Genomic DNA, 14,311 nt, shown 5'->3' on the forward strand with positions numbered 1-14,311 from the left:
GCGGCGCGGCTCAGGTGAAGGGCGTGTCGATCGAAGTCGGCGGCCGGCTGAACCAGTGCGGGCCTGCCTCGGTCAGGTGGAAACAATCCTCGAGCCGGATGCCGAAGCTGCCGGGGATGTAGATGCCGGGCTCGTTGGAGAAGCACATGCCCGGTGCCAGCGGAGTCTTCTCGCCGTGGACGAGGTTGACCGGCTCGTGGCCGTCCATGCCGATGCCGTGACCGGTGCGGTGCGACAGGCCGGGCAGCTTGTAGCCGGGGCCATAGCCGAGCGAGGTGTAATAGCGCCGCACTGCATCGTCGACGTTGCCCGCCGGGGCCCCGAGCCGCGCGGCTTCGAAGGCGATCTGCTGGCCGCGCGCCACTTGGTCCCAGACCTTGCGCTGCTCCGCGCTCGGCTTGCCGAAGACGAAGCTGCGCGAGACGTCCGACTGATAGCCCTGGACGGTACAGCCGCAGTCCATCAGCACGACTTCGCCCGGCGTGACGCGTTGCGGCTTGCGGGAGCCGTGCGGATAGGCCGCGGCCTCGCCGAGCAGGATCAGGTTGAACTCGACCGAGCCCCCCAGCTTCCGCGTGGCCGCCGCCATCAGCGCGGCGATGTCCGCGTTGGTCATGCCTTCGCGGATGCGGGGATAGGTCCAGCGATACGCGGCGGCGGTCACGTCGGTGGCACGCTGCATCAGCGCGATTTCGGGGGCCGTCTTGATCATCCGGCAACCCCGCACCACCGGATTCCCCGAGACGATTTTCGCACCGGGCAGCGCGCGCTGGAAGGCATCGACGGCGAAATAGCGCATGGTCTCCTCGATGCCGATCGGCCGAGAGGCCAGCTTGCGCTCCCTGAGGAAGCCGGCGACCAATGCAAGCGGGTCTTCGTCTTCCTGCCAGACGCGGATTTCGGCCGGGATGCCGAGGCTTTCGCGTACCGACGGCTCTTCGAAGAACGGCGTGACGATGCACGGCTCGCCCTCGACCGGCAGGATCGCCGCGGTAAGCCGCTCGCTTCGCCCCCAGCGCACGCCGGTGAAGTAGATCAGCGACGAGCCGGGTTCGATCAGCACCGCGCCGATCCCCGCCGCCTTCATCAGCACCTGCGCCCGGGCGAGGCGGGCGAGGCGTTCGGCGCGGCCGATCGGCACCGAATCGGTGGTGATGTCGCCGAGCGCCGAAACATCGGGCTCCTCGGCGCGGAGCAGGCCCGGCAGCGCCAGCAACGGCGCCGCGCCGGCTGCCCGGATCAGCGTGCGGCGGCTGAGGCTGGGATGGCGTATCATCTGGCGACTCCGGCAAATTTGCGTGGACATCCGCGATAGGGTCCTTGACCCGGCGGCGACAATCCCCTTCCCTGCCGTCAATATTTTCCAGGGGATTTTCGTGGGCAAGCGACTGACATGGTTCATTCTGGCCGGGCTGCTGCTGGGCGGCGTGATCGGCTGGGGGCTCAATGTCGCCTATGACGACGGCACCCCTGCCGCCGCCGCGCGGCTGGCGGGGATCAGTTACTGGTTCGACATCCCCACCCAGATGTTCCTCCATCTGATCAAGATGATCATCGCGCCGCTGGTCGTCTCGACCCTGGTCGTCGGCATCGCGCATATGGGCGGCACCGGCGCGATCGGCCGGGTCGGGATCAAGGCCTTCCTGTGGTTCGTCACTGCCAGCCTGATCTCGCTGACTCTCGGGCTGATCCTCGTCAATGTGCTCCAGCCCGGCGTCGGCCTCAACCTGCCGCTGCCTGATGTCGCGGCATCGAGCGGAGTCGACCGCTCGAACTTCGACGTCGCCAAATTCTTCATCCACATCGTGCCGACTTCGGCGATCGACGCAATGGCGACCAACGACATCCTCCAGCTGGTGATCTTCTCGTTGTTCTTCGGCGTCGGCATGGCTGCGGTCGGCGAGAAGGCGGCGCCGCTGCTGCGCGGGCTCGAGGCGCTGGTCTCGGTGATGCTGACCGTCACCGGCTATGTGATGCTGTTCGCACCGGTCGCGGTGTTCTGCGCGGTGGCGCGGACTTTGGCGACGCGGGGGCTCGGCGTGGTCGGCGATCTCGCTTACTTCATGGCCAGCTTCTACATCGGGCTGTTCGTATTGTGGGCAGTGCTGCTCGGCGCCTGCTTCCTGTTCGTTGGGCCGCGTACCGGCACCTTGCTGCGCTATCTGCGCGACCCGATCCTGCTCGGTTTCTCGACGGCTTCGTCGGAGGCCGCCTATCCGCGGACTTTGGAAGCGCTCGACAAGTTCGGGGTGCCGCCGCGGATCGCCAGCTTCGTGCTGCCGCTCGGCTATTCGTTCAACCTCGACGGCTCGATGATGTACATGACGTTCGCGTCGATCTTCATCGCCCAGGCGTATGGCATCCACCTCGACTGGGGGACGATGATCGTCATGCTGCTGATGCTGATGATCACCAGCAAGGGCATTGCCGGCGTGCCGCGCGCCAGCCTGGTGGTGATCACCGGGACGCTGTCGCACTTCCAGATCCCCGAGGCGGGCATATTGCTGATCCTCGCGGTCGACCATTTCCTCGACATGGGCCGCACCGCGACCAATGTGATCGGCAACGCCGTCGCGGCGACGGTGGTGGCGCGCTGGGAGGGGCAGCTCGATCCGCCGCAGGATCCCGACGAAGTGATCGTGCTGCCCAAGGCGCCGCTTCCTGGCGACGAGGCCAGGTTCGAGGATTATGGCAAGCATTGAGGCGATTGCCGCGCTTGAATTGACTCGGTTGGCGGAAACGCGACGTATTCGGCAATTTCTTGCGCGAAAATTCGGTACCCTTGCGCGTCTACCGAGTCAAAGAGCGGCCGGATTGCCAGCCTGCCCAGCCAAGCAGACGAAATCCTACATTTCAAGCCCGGTCATGCCGAGCACATCGAGGGGCCATCCTCAATTCAGGCATAGGCATAGGGCCCGCCAGCCTTCAGCGCGGCCTGATAGGCCGACCGAGCGTGGATCTTCGTCAGCCAGGCGGCGATGTGCGGACGGCCCTCGGTCGCGGTGGCGCGGGTGACTGCGGCTTCGAGCGGGAAGCTCATCATGACGTCGGCGGCAGTGAAGTCCTTGCCGGCGAACCACGGCCGAGCGGCGAGCTCCGCCTCGACATAATCGAGATGGACGTCGACCATCGGCTGGAACTTCTTCTGCGCGACCTTGCCGAGCAGCGGTACGCGGCTGAGCACGAGCTTGGTGAACAAGGGCGGCATCAGCGAGCCCTCGGCATAATGGAGGAAGTGACGATAGCGCAGCGCATCGTCGCGGTGCGCGGGTGCGCCCAGGCGACCGTCGCCTCTCTCGACCAGATATTCGACGATCGCGCCAGTCTCGGCGACGATCGCGCCGTCGTCCTCGATCACCGGCGACTTGCCGAGCGGATGGACCTGGCGGAGTTCGGGCGGGGCGAGCATCGTCGTCTTGTTCCGCGCGTAGCGCTTGACCTGATACGGCAGCCCGAGTTCCTCGAGCAGCCACAGGATGCGCTGCGAACGCGAATTTTCGAGGTGGTGGACGGTGATCATCTCGGCTCAGCTTCCCTTATTTCGCGATCTTAGCAGGCGTGGCGAACCAACTTGCGCCACAACGCGTCAAACGGAAAGACCCGGCGCAGGGCAATGCGCCGGGTCGTCCGATGGGAGAGGCTCCCGTGACCGCGCTCGGCATCAGGTCATGCCGGCGCGGCCTAAAGTCACACCAAGGTCACACTGAAGCGCGTGCTCAGATATCGTCGTCGGGCTCCGGACCGGCCATCAACCCTTCGGCAACCTGATCGGTGCGCGCGCGGATCGCAGTCTCGAGCCGGGTGCAGAGTTCGGGATTTTCCTTGAGGAAGGTCTTCGAATTCTCGCGGCCCTGGCCGATGCGGATGCTGTCATAGCTGAACCACGCGCCCGATTTCTCGACGAGCCCGGCCTTGACCCCGAGATCGAGGATCTCGCCGATCTTGGAGATGCCCTGGCCGTACATGATGTCGAACTCGACTTGCTTGAACGGCGGCGCGACCTTGTTCTTGACCACCTTGACGCGGGTGGCGTTGCCGATGATCTCGTCGCGATCCTTGATCTGGCCGGTGCGGCGGATGTCGAGGCGGACCGAAGCGTAGAATTTCAGCGCGTTGCCGCCCGTCGTGGTCTCGGGATTGCCGTACATCACGCCGATCTTCATGCGCAGCTGGTTGATGAAGATCACCATGCAGCGCGAGCGGCTGATCGAGCCGGTGAGCTTCCGAAGCGACTGCGACATCAAGCGGGCCTGCAGGCCGACATGGCTGTCGCCCATCTCGCCTTCGATTTCGGCGCGGGGAACCAGCGCGGCGACCGAATCGATCACGAGCACGTCGATCGCGTTCGACCGCACCAGCGTGTCGACGATCTCGAGCGCCTGCTCGCCGGTATCGGGCTGCGAGACGATCAGTTCGTCGATATTGACCCCGAGCTTCTTGGCATAGACCGGGTCGAGCGCATGCTCTGCATCGACGAACGCCGCAGTGCCGCCGCCGCGCTGCGCCTCGGCGATGACATGGAGCGCGAGCGTGGTCTTGCCCGAGCTTTCGGGGCCATAGACTTCGATCACGCGGCCGCGCGGCAGCCCACCGACGCCGAGCGCGATGTCGAGCCCGAGGCTGCCGGTCGAAATCGTCTCGACCTGCATCGTCTCCTTCGACCCGAGCCGCATCGCGCTGCCCTTGCCGAAAGCGCGGTCGATCTGTGCGAGGGCGGCTTCGAGCGCCTTCTGCTTGTCCGTGGATGCTGCCATGTTGCCGTCGATCACCTTTAGGGAAGCTGCCATTTTCGTATCCCGTCGCTAAAGGGTTTGACCCCATGGTTCAACTGCGTCTGTGCAGTATGTACAGCATTTGTTCTTGCGGAACAAGAGGGGAACTTTCGGTATTTGAATTCGCCCTCGCGCAGCGTGACGGAGGGGCTGGGCAGCGGGCGGTGCTTGTGGAGAGGCCCCCTCCGTCGCCTTTGGCGCCACCTCCCCCGCTGCGCGAGGGAGGAATTTTTCAGATCAACGTCGTCTCGACGGACCACCAGCCAAAGCGGGCCACGCCGGCAGCGGCGGCCGCACATGCCTTCGCGTCCTCGAACAGCGCGAAGCAAGTGGCGCCCGAGCCCGACATCCGGGCGAGGGTGACGCCGTCCTGTGCCGCGAGCGCTTCGAGCACATCGCCGATCACCGGAGCGATCACGCGGGCCGGCGCCTCCAGGTCGTTGCGACCGGCGAGCGGATCGGCGCCGAGCGGGCCGCGGTCGACCCCGTCCCAGCGGCGGAACACCTCGGCGGTCGATACTGCGACGCCGGGGTTGACCAGCAGCACCGGAGTGCCGGGCATCCCCGCCACCGGTTCGAGCCGTTCGCCCCTGCCCTTGCCGATTGCGGTCCCGCCGAGCAGGCAGGCGGGGACGTCCGAGCCGAGTCCGTCGGCGATGGCGAACAGGCGGGGATCGTCGAGGGCCACATCGTGGAGCCCGGCGAGCGCACGCAAGGTGGCCGCGGCATCGGCCGAGCCGCCGCCGATGCCCGAGGCGACGGGCAAGTGCTTTTCGAGATGGATCGCGTGCGCGCCGCCACCAAAGGTCTCTGCAAAGCGGGCGGCGGCTCGGGTTACGAGATTGTCCCCCTCCCCGGCGAGCGCGGCGGCGAACGGACCGGTAATTTGGAAGGCCGGCGCTTCGGCAGGCGCCACGCACAGCACGTCGCCATATTCGACGAACGCGAACAGGGTCTCGAGTTCATGATAGCCGTCAGGGCGACGGGCACGGACGTGGAGCGCCAAATTGAGCTTGGCGCGCGCGATTTCGGTCAGCATCAATTCGCCTGCGGCTTCAGTCCATGGGCGAGCTTGGCCTCGAGCCGCGGGGTCGCGTCATTCTCGGCAGCGAGGGTCGCGGCGCGCCACGCATAGCGCGCCTCGTAATGCCGCCCGAGCCGCCAATAGGCGTCGCCGAGATGCTCGTTGGCGCGGGTGGCCGAGGGGTCGCCCTTCACCGCCTCTTCGAGCAGCGGCAGTGCCTTGGTCACTTCGCCGCGCTGAAACCATGCCCAGGCGAGCGAATCGGCGATCTCGGCATCGTCGGGCTTGAGCGCCCGCGCGCGTTCGAGCAGCGCCTGCGCGCCGGCCAAATCCTCGCCGCGCGCGACCTGCGCATAGCCGAGATATTTGAGCGCCAGCGCCTGTTCGGGGCCAAGCACGACTGCGCGCTGAAGCGCGGGCAGCGCCTCGCTCCACCGGCCGGCGCGATCGAGCGCGCGGCCCTCGAGGTAATGGAGCATCCAATTGGTCTCGCCGCCGGGACGGGCGATCGCCGCGGCATAGGCGCTTGCGGCAAGATCGAAGCGCCCCTGATCGACGAGCATGTCGCCCCAGGTCTCGCTGTCGGCGCCAGTGGCGCCGGCATCGCTCGCCAGCGTCTCGGCGAGCATCAGCGCTTCGGGCAGGCGGCCCGCCCGACGCAGCGCCGCGACCCGGCCCGCCGCCGCACCGCGTGCGAACGGGCTGTCGCGACGGACCTCGGCTAGAACGCCGAGCGCAAGATCGTGCGACCCGCCCTGCGACAACGCCTCGGCCAGGAACAGCCGCGCGCGATCGTCGCGCGGGTCGAGCAGCAAGGCGGCGCGAGTCAGCGCCACCGAAAGCGGCTGCATCTCCTCGCCGGCGATCTCGACCGCGAGATCGAGGAACATCCGCGCGGCGCCGAACGCGGCATCGGGCTTGCCGTGCTTGCCGAACTGCTTCTGCAGCCGAGTGAATTCGGGACGGTTGCCGGCAAGCAGCCGCTTTGCCTGATCGCGCGCGCCGGTGCGGCCGAGCAGCAAGGCGGCGTCGATCCGCACATCGTCGCTGTCCCGCGTGGCGAGGCTGGCGGCGAGCGCGGCCATCGCTTCGTTGGTCCGCCTGGCGGCGATGAGCAGCAGGATGCGGTGCCGGCTGGTGTAGCGGCGCGCAAGTGCGTCCCCCGGCGCGGCATCGAGCAGCGCCACGGCGTCCTGACCGCGATCGAAGGCGAGCCACGCCCTGAGCGCCGGGGCGAGGAAATCGAACGGTCCCTTGGCGAGCAGATCGGCGGCGTATCCGGCACCGGCGGGATCGCGGTTCTTCAGCGCGATCGCGAAGGCGAGCACTGCGGTGTCGGGCGGCGCCATCCCGGCCTTGACCAGCGCCGCTCCCGCGCGGCTGGCGAGCGCATAATCGCCCACCGCGAGCGCCTGGCGATATGCGCGCAACGCGATCACTTCGTCCCCCGGCGCGGCTGCCAGAGCTTCGGCATAGCCCGCCGAGGCGAGCTGTGCAGCGCCCGCGGCATCGGCGGCGCGGGCACGGACATACGACGTCGGATCGCTCTCCGGCTGTGCGTACGCCGCTCCCGCGAGGAGCAAGGCGAGCACGAGGCTACATGTTCGGGTAATTGGGCCCGCCGCCGCCTTCGGGGACCACCCAGTTGATGTTCTGAGTGGGGTCCTTGATGTCGCAGGTCTTGCAGTGGACGCAATTCTGCGCGTTGATCTGGAAGCGCAGATCATCGCCTTCTCCAACGACCTCATAGACACCCGCCGGACAGTAACGCTGCGCCGGCTCGGCGTATACCGGAAGATTGTAACCGATTGGAATATCGGGGTCCTTGAGCGTCAGATGGACCGGCTGGTCTTCCTCGTGATTGGTGTTCGAGATGAACACCGAGGAGAGCCGGTCGAAGGTCAGCACGCCGTCGGGCTTGGGATATTCGATCGGGGTGGCGTGACTGGCGTGCCACAGGCTCTCGTGATCGGGATGGTGCTTCATCGTGAACGGCCAGCGCAGCCCGATAAGCTCCATCCACATCGCCGCGCCCGAGAAGATCGTGCCCCAGGTGTCGCCGAATTTCTTGACGAGCGGAACGACGTTGCGGACGCCGCGCAGCTCCTTCTCGACCCAGCTGGTCTTGTACGCCTCGGGATAGGCAGTGAGTTCGTCGCTGCCGCGCCCGGCATGGACCGCCGCGAAGGCGGCTTCGGCGGCCATCATCCCCGACTTCATCGCGGTATGGGTGCCCTTGATCCGGGGCACGTTGAGGAAGCCGGCGGTGTCGCCGATCAGCGCCGCGCCGGGCATCACCAATTTGGGCACCGATTGCCAGCCGCCGTCGCTGATCGCGCGGGCACCGTAGGAGACGCGTTTGGCGCCCTGAAGGATCTCGGCGATCGCCGGATGAGTCTTCCAGCGCTGCATCTCGTGGAAGGGCGAGAGATAGGGGTTCTTGTAATTGAGCCAGACGACGAAGCCCAATGCGACCTGCCCATCGGCCTGATGATAGAGGAAACCGCCGCCGTTGCTCTCGCCGTCCTTGAGCGGCCAGCCCTGGGTGTGGATCACCTTGCCGGGGACATGCCTGGCGGGGTCCACGTCCCACAATTCCTTGATGCCGATGCCATAGACTTGCGGATCGGCGTCTTCGCATAGCTTGAACTGGCGCTGGAGCTGCTTCGAAAGGTGACCGCGGACACCTTCGCCGAAGAAGGTGTATTTGGCATGGAGCTCGAGCCCAGGCGCGTAATCGGGCTTGTGGGTGCCGTCGCGCGCGACCCCCATATCGCCGGTCGCGACACCCTTCACGCTGCCGTCGTCATTGTAGAGAATCTCGGCGGCGGCGAAGCCGGGAAAGATCTCGACGCCGAGTTCCTCGGCCTTGCCCGCCAGCCAACGGCAGAGGTTTCCGAGCGACCCTGTGTAGGTGCCCTTGTTGTGGAGATAGGGCGGCGTGACGAACTCAGGAAAGGCCGACTTGCCCTTCTCGTTGAGGATCCAATGGTGATTCTCGGTCACCGGTGTTCGCGCGAGCGGGCAATCCTCGCGCCAGTCCGGGAGCAGCTCGTTCAACGCGCGCGGATCGACCACGGCGCCGGACAGGATATGCGCGCCGACCTCCGAACCCTTTTCGAGGATGCACACCGAAAGCTCCTGTCCGCTCTCGACGGCCAGTTGCTTGAGCCGGATCGCGGCGGACAGGCCTGCGGGGCCCGCACCGACGATCACGACGTCATAGGGCATCGACTCTCGTTCGCTCATCCTCTTAATCCCTTGCGAGTCGTCTAAGGGGACGTAGCGTCGCCTGTCGTCGCGGTTCCGCAACGTCCCGTCCGCTTGCGATTGGAGGCAGATTGACCGCCGCGTCAACAAGGATTCAAAGAGTCGGTATGGGAGGGGAAACGGTTCAGGATTGGCAGAAGCTGGCGGCAAGCGCGCTCGAATGGTGGCACGACGCCGGCGTCGACATGCTCGTCGAGGACGAGGCGCGCGACTGGCTGGCGCGGATCCCGCCGCCCGTTCAGCCCGTGGCGAGCGAGGCTGCCGTAGCGGAACCGATAGTCGAGGCATTGCCCGATACGCTCGAGGCGTTCGTCGCGTGGCGGCGCGGCGATGCCGCACCCGAAGCCGAGTGGCACATGCCGCGGCTTGCCCCGACCGGGCCGGCAGACGCCGAATGGGTGCTCGTCACCGACGTTCCCGAAGCCGAGGATTCCGAACTGCTGCTGTCCGGACCGGCGGGGCGCCTGCTCGACCGGATGCTCGCCGCAGTGGGGCAGAGCCGCGAATCGGCATATGTGCTGCCGCTCGCCTGGGCGCGGCCGGTGACCGGGCGGATCGCCGCCGACGACGAGGCGCGCCTGCTCGAGCTGGCGCGGCACCATCTGTCGCTGCTGAAGCCCAAGCGGCTGTTTTTGCTGGGACAGTCGGCGAGCCGTGTCCTGACTGGGACGAACGGGGAATCCCTAACAAATCCTATAGAGCTCGTTAACCATTTCGGTGCAAAGACCTTTGTGGTGGCTAGTTACCATCCGCGCTTCCTGCTCGAACGGCCGGCTTTCAAGGGCGAGGCATGGAAGCATCTGCTGCTGTTGAGCCGGGGGACCGCCGAGTGATCAAGCGTACCATCATCGCCGCGGCCTTGCTCGCGCTCCCTGCCACTGCTTATGCCGACGACCTGACCGGCGAGCCGCGTCCCGCCGCCCCTGGCGCGGTGCGCGACGGCGACGGCGTGCCCGACCAGCTCGATGCCGAGCAGCGCAGCGGGTATCGCAAGGTCTTCGCGGCGATCCACGCCGGGCAATGGTCCGACGCGCAGCTTGTGCTCGATTCGATGAAGCCCGGGCCGCTGCATGCGCTCGCCCGCGCCGAACTCTACACCGCCAAGGATTCGCCCAAGGTCGAGCTCAGCCAGATCATGGCGCTGCTCACCGAGGCGCCCGACCTGCCGCAGGCCGAACAGCTCGTGCGGATGGCCAAGGCACGCGGCGCGCTGGACACCCCTTCGCTCCCCGCTGCCCAGCGGCTGATCTGGTTCGACGGCGCGCCGGTCCGCCAGCGCGCGCGCTCGATCAAGAGCGACACCGCGGCGACTTCGGTGGCGATCGAGATCAATCCCTTCGTCAAGGCCGATGACGGCGTCCAGGCCGAGGCAGTAGTCGACAAGTTCGCCGCCGACCTCACGCCCGAGGCGCTGACCGAGTGGCAGCAGAAGGTGGCATGGATTTATTATGTCGCCGGCGACGACGCCAATGCTCGCCGCATCGCCGAGAAGGCGCAGTTGGGCGTCGGCGCATGGGTCGGACAGGCCGATTGGGTCGCGGGGCTGGCGACATGGCGGCAGGGCGATTGCAACGCCTCGGCCGATGCGTTCGAGCGCGTCGCCACCCGCGCCACCGACACCGAACTGCGCTCCGCCGGCTTTTATTGGGCGTCGCGCGCCGACATGGCGTGCGGACGGCCGGAGAAGGTCGGCGTCCGGCTCAAGGCCGCGGCACAGTTTGGCGAGACCTATTACGGGCTGCTCGCACGGGCGGCGCTCGGCATCCAGGACAAGCCACTGAAGGGCGAGCGCTTCGTCGCCGAAGATTGGCGGGTGCTCGAACGCCGGCCCAATGTCCGCGTCGCTGCGGCGCTATCCGAGATCGGCGAGGATGGGCTCGCCAACGAAGTGCTGCGGCACCAGGCCAAGTTCTGCACCCCGGGCGACCATGCCGCGCTGTCGCGCCTCGCCGGCCGGCTCAACCTCGCCGCTACCCAATTGTGGCTGTCGCACAACGGCCCGGCCGGCGCGCAGCCGCTGATGCAGGCACGCTATCCCTCCCCCAATTGGACTCCGTCAGGCGGCTGGCGCGTCGATAAAGCCCTGGTGTTCGCGCATACGCTGCAGGAATCGCGGTTCAACGCCGAGGTGCGCAGCGCCGCGGGCGCGATGGGGCTGATGCAGGTCAAGACCGGCGCCGCCACCGATGTCGGCCGGCGCAGCGGGGTGACCTATGCCGCGTCGGACCTGACCAAGCCTTCGGTCAACATGGAGATCGGCCAGTCCTATCTCGAGCAATTGCGCGACCAGCCGTTCACCCAGGGGCTGCTGCCCAAGGTGATCGCCGCGTACAATGCCGGCCCGACCCCGGTCGCCTTGTGGAACAGCATGAGCCGGGACAATGGCGACCCTCTGCTCTATATCGAGAGCATCCCGTATTGGGAGACGCGCGGCTATGTGATGACCGTGCTGCGCAATTACTGGATGTACGAGAACCAGGAAGGCCGCGCCTCGACCAGCCGCCCCGCGCTGACGCAGGGATTATGGCCCAAATTCCCGGGACTTCCGGGTGCCAAGGCCGTCAAGGTCAGTGCACGGAACCTGCCGCGGCTTGCCGCCAGCGCGCTGGTTGCCGGTGGCAATTGACGAGACCATCGCGTTCCGGCCCGTCCGGATCGCGGTGCTCACGGTTTCCGACACTCGCAGCTTGCAGGACGACCGCTCGGGCGACCGGCTGGTCGAGCGGCTGACCAAAGCGGGGCACGAACTCGCCGACCGCGGGATCGTCCGCGACGATGTCGAGACGATCGTCAGCCGGCTGCACGCGTGGATCGACGATCCGGAGGTCGACGTCATCCTGACCACCGGCGGCACTGGGGTAACCGGGCGCGACATCACGCCGGAAGCGCTGGCGCGAGTCTGGGACAAGGAGATTCCAGGGTTCGGCGAGCTGTTCCGCTGGCTGAGCTATCAGACGATCGGCACCTCGACGATCCAGTCGCGCGCGACCGCCGGGGTGGCGCGCGGCACCTATATCTTCGCGCTGCCGGGATCGACCGGCGCAGTCACCGACGCGTGGGACGGAATCCTCGCCAGCCAGCTCGATATTCGCCACAAGCCGTGCAACTTCGTCGAACTGATGCCGCGGCTGATGGAGCGCTGAACGGATCGGATTCGTTTACCCCTTCGGCTTTTCCGCCTTCGCGTCCGGCAGGTTGAGCTCTTCCTTGAAGAATTTCGACAGCTCGTTCAGCTCCGAGTTCCACCAGTCGAGCACGTCGGCGAAATTCGCCGGGGTGAGCCCGCCGATCGTCGCGACATCATAGGCGACGCCGAGCTGGCCATCGTCGCGCACCGATGCCTGGAGGAAGCGTTTCTTCGAATTCCACTTGTTGACGAATGCGGGGGTGTTCTCCGGCGCCTTCTCGAACAGCGATTCAAAGCGGAGCGAATCGCAATTCTTGTGCGCCTCGCAACCGTAGAAAAAGACCTGGAAATGATAGGAGGATTCGTCGCTCTCGATCATCGGGTCGCCGTCGGTGTCCTTGGACAATTTGGGCTTGAACTCGGCCTTCTCCATCGCGACCAGAACCGTCTGGGGGCTGCTCGCGCAGACCAATCCGGCGCCGCAGGGCTTGGTGTCCTCGGCAAAGCCCGGCGCGGAAAGACAAAGCGCGGCAATGCCGGCGGCGAACGGAAGCAGACGCATCGATTTCCCCCTTGAGACGCGGCGGACATAGCATCCGCAACCGTTCGCGCAATCGGGGCTATTCGGGTTCGTTGATGCACACGCCGAGTTCGTTCCCGGCCGGATCGCGGAAATGGAAGCGCCGCCCGCCCGGAAAGGCGAAGATCGGCACGGTGACTTCGCCGCCCGCCGCGACGACGCGCTCGAGTGCAGCTTCGAGATCCTGCACCTCGACGATCGGCAGCAGCTGCGCGATCGCCTGGTCGTCGCTGGCGTTGAGCCCGACATCGACATCGCCGCCGGTCGTCGCCGAATAGTCCGGGCCGAAATCGGTGAAGGCCCAGCCGAACGCCTGCGCATAGAAATCGCGCGTCTCGCCGATTTGCGTCACCGGCAATTCGACATAGCTGATCCGTGCCATTCATCCCTCCATGTGTTCTTGCTATGTTCTAGCAACCAGCCTAGCCTGTGGCAATGGCAAAGACTCGGGCGACCCGCGGCGCCACGCTCAACCAGGACAGCGCGCGCTTCAACCTGCCCGAACGCGAGGCCGATGGCGACTGGCTCGACGATCGCTTCGCCGTCGACGGCGAGGCGCCGCCGCTGCGCACCACGGTGACGGTGGAGAAGCCCAAGACGATCCTGACGCGCAACAATTCGCCGGACATCGCCTTCGATCGCTCGGTCAACCCGTATCGCGGATGCGAGCATGGCTGCATCTATTGCTTCGCGCGGCCCAGCCACGCCTATCACGATCTGTCGCCCGGGCTCGATTTCGAGACGCGGCTGTTCGCCAAGCCCGACGCGCCGGCATTGCTGCGCGCCGAACTCGGCAAGCGCGGCTATGTGTGCAAGCCGATCGCGTTCGGGACCAATACCGATCCCTACCAGCCGATCGAAGCCACCTGGCGGATCACCCGCGGCTGCATCGACGTGCTGGCCGCGTGCAACCACCCGATCACCATCACCACCAAGTCCGACCGCGTTACGCGCGACATCGACCTGCTGGCGCCGATGGCGGCGAAGGGACTGGCGGCGGTGATGCTGTCGGTGACGTCGCTCGATCCTCGCGTCGCGATGACGGTCGAGCCGCGCGCACCTTCGCCGGCCAAGCGGATCGCTGCGATCCGCAAGCTGACCGATGCCGGTATTCCAGTATTCGTCTCGATGGCGCCGGTGATCCCCGCGGTTACCGATCACGAGATCGAGCATATTCTCGAGGCGGCAGTGAATGCCGGCGCGCGCGGCGCCTTCTTCCTGCCGGTTAGGCTGCCGCACGAAGTGGCGCCGTTGTTCCGCGCGTGGCTGGAGACGCATTTCCCCGATCGTGCGGGCAAGGTGATGGCGACGATCCAGTCGATCCGCGGCGGACGCGACAACGACCCGAACTTCCACAGCCGGATGCGCGGGCAAGGGCCGTGGGCGGAACTGCTTCGGAAGCGGTTTCACATCGCGGCGAAGCGGTTTGGACTCGACGGGGAACGGATGAAGCTGCGCACCGACCTGTTCCGCCCGCCTGCCGGACCGCAGGGGGAATTGTTTTAGAGGTCGAACCTGTAATTCCGTTCGTGCTGCGC

The 14,311-nt window shown here is 66.5% G+C and carries 13 protein-coding genes; 5 read left to right on the top strand and 8 right to left on the bottom strand.

The features are described from left to right. Positions 1-10: 10 nt before the first annotated feature. On the bottom strand, positions 11-1,276 hold the full coding sequence (locus tag E5A73_RS03280) for a M24 family metallopeptidase (RefSeq protein WP_135962334.1): 1,266 nt from the start codon (positions 1,274-1,276) through the stop codon (positions 11-13). A gap of 100 nt (positions 1,277-1,376) precedes the next feature. Between E5A73_RS03280 and E5A73_RS03285 the strand changes: the two genes are divergently transcribed. Then, positions 1,377-2,702, top strand: a complete 1,326-nt coding sequence (locus E5A73_RS03285) for a dicarboxylate/amino acid:cation symporter (protein ID WP_135962335.1) — start codon at positions 1,377-1,379, stop codon at positions 2,700-2,702. A gap of 194 nt (positions 2,703-2,896) precedes the next feature. Here E5A73_RS03285 and E5A73_RS03290 read toward each other — a convergent pair whose 3' ends face one another. The 5 genes from E5A73_RS03290 to E5A73_RS03310 form a co-directional block, all read right to left on the bottom strand. Then, entirely contained in the window at positions 2,897-3,520 is a 624-nt protein-coding gene (locus E5A73_RS03290) for a glutathione S-transferase family protein (protein WP_135962336.1), read from the bottom strand. A 196-nt stretch (positions 3,521-3,716) separates the two neighbouring features. Continuing rightward, positions 3,717-4,787 (bottom strand): recombinase RecA, encoded by a 1,071-nt coding sequence (gene recA / locus E5A73_RS03295; RefSeq protein WP_206366363.1) that lies wholly within the window; start codon positions 4,785-4,787, stop codon positions 3,717-3,719. A 217-nt stretch (positions 4,788-5,004) separates the two neighbouring features. Further along, entirely contained in the window at positions 5,005-5,811 is an 807-nt protein-coding gene (locus E5A73_RS03300) for a 4-(cytidine 5'-diphospho)-2-C-methyl-D-erythritol kinase (RefSeq protein WP_135962337.1), read from the bottom strand. Beyond that, on the bottom strand, positions 5,811-7,388 hold the full coding sequence (locus tag E5A73_RS03305) for a tetratricopeptide repeat protein (RefSeq protein ID WP_135962338.1): 1,578 nt from the start codon (positions 7,386-7,388) through the stop codon (positions 5,811-5,813). The genes E5A73_RS03300 and E5A73_RS03305 overlap by 1 nt, the downstream gene beginning before the upstream one ends. 4 nt (positions 7,389-7,392) lie before the next feature. Further along, complete coding sequence (locus tag E5A73_RS03310; protein WP_135962339.1) at positions 7,393-9,045, bottom strand: electron transfer flavoprotein-ubiquinone oxidoreductase; 1,653 nt, start codon at positions 9,043-9,045, stop codon at positions 7,393-7,395. Positions 9,046-9,173: 128 nt separating this feature from the next. On the opposite strand from E5A73_RS03310, the gene E5A73_RS03315 reads away from it, so the two are divergent. From E5A73_RS03315 to moaB, 3 genes are read left to right on the top strand one after another with little or no spacing between them, the layout of a single operon-like run. Continuing rightward, a complete protein-coding gene (locus E5A73_RS03315) occupies positions 9,174-9,899 on the top strand; it encodes a uracil-DNA glycosylase family protein (RefSeq protein WP_135962340.1) in 726 nt (241 codons plus the stop codon). Next, a complete protein-coding gene (locus E5A73_RS03320; protein ID WP_240699989.1) occupies positions 9,896-11,692 on the top strand; it encodes a lytic transglycosylase domain-containing protein in 1,797 nt (598 codons plus the stop codon). Before E5A73_RS03315 ends, E5A73_RS03320 begins: the two co-directional genes overlap by 4 nt. After that, positions 11,682-12,209, top strand: coding sequence for a molybdenum cofactor biosynthesis protein B (moaB, locus tag E5A73_RS03325; RefSeq protein ID WP_135962541.1), 528 nt, complete (start codon positions 11,682-11,684; stop codon positions 12,207-12,209). The genes E5A73_RS03320 and moaB overlap by 11 nt, the downstream gene beginning before the upstream one ends. 15 nt (positions 12,210-12,224) lie before the next feature. Here moaB and E5A73_RS03330 read toward each other — a convergent pair whose 3' ends face one another. Next, positions 12,225-12,755, bottom strand: coding sequence for a YbjN domain-containing protein (locus tag E5A73_RS03330; RefSeq protein ID WP_135962342.1), 531 nt, complete (start codon positions 12,753-12,755; stop codon positions 12,225-12,227). 58 nt (positions 12,756-12,813) lie between these two features. Next, positions 12,814-13,155: a VOC family protein gene (locus tag E5A73_RS03335; protein ID WP_135962343.1), complete on the bottom strand. Its 342-nt coding sequence runs from the start codon at positions 13,153-13,155 to the stop codon at positions 12,814-12,816. A 53-nt stretch (positions 13,156-13,208) separates the two neighbouring features. Here E5A73_RS03335 and E5A73_RS03340 point away from each other — a divergent pair, with 53 nt between their 5' ends. Next, positions 13,209-14,279, top strand: coding sequence for a PA0069 family radical SAM protein (locus E5A73_RS03340; RefSeq protein WP_135962344.1), 1,071 nt, complete (start codon positions 13,209-13,211; stop codon positions 14,277-14,279). Positions 14,280-14,311: the final 32 nt, after the last annotated feature.

Source organism: Sphingomonas gei, assembly GCF_004792685.1.
GTDB lineage: Bacteria > Pseudomonadota > Alphaproteobacteria > Sphingomonadales > Sphingomonadaceae > Sphingomonas > Sphingomonas gei.

Coding starts and splice junctions, on each gene's coding strand:
- E5A73_RS03280 (WP_135962334.1), bottom strand. CDS start 1,276: ATGATACGCCATCCCAGCCTCAGCCGCCGCACGCTGATCCGGGCAGCC.
- E5A73_RS03290 (WP_135962336.1), bottom strand. CDS start 3,520: ATGATCACCGTCCACCACCTCGAAAATTCGCGTTCGCAGCGCATCCTG.
- recA (WP_206366363.1), bottom strand. CDS start 4,787: ATGGCAGCTTCCCTAAAGGTGATCGACGGCAACATGGCAGCATCCACG.
- E5A73_RS03300 (WP_135962337.1), bottom strand. CDS start 5,811: ATGCTGACCGAAATCGCGCGCGCCAAGCTCAATTTGGCGCTCCACGTC.
- E5A73_RS03310 (WP_135962339.1), bottom strand. CDS start 9,045: ATGAGCGAACGAGAGTCGATGCCCTATGACGTCGTGATCGTCGGTGCG.
- E5A73_RS03315 (WP_135962340.1), top strand. CDS start 9,174: ATGGGAGGGGAAACGGTTCAGGATTGGCAGAAGCTGGCGGCAAGCGCG.
- E5A73_RS03330 (WP_135962342.1), bottom strand. CDS start 12,755: ATGCGTCTGCTTCCGTTCGCCGCCGGCATTGCCGCGCTTTGTCTTTCC.
- E5A73_RS03335 (WP_135962343.1), bottom strand. CDS start 13,155: ATGGCACGGATCAGCTATGTCGAATTGCCGGTGACGCAAATCGGCGAG.
- E5A73_RS03340 (WP_135962344.1), top strand. CDS start 13,209: ATGGCAAAGACTCGGGCGACCCGCGGCGCCACGCTCAACCAGGACAGC.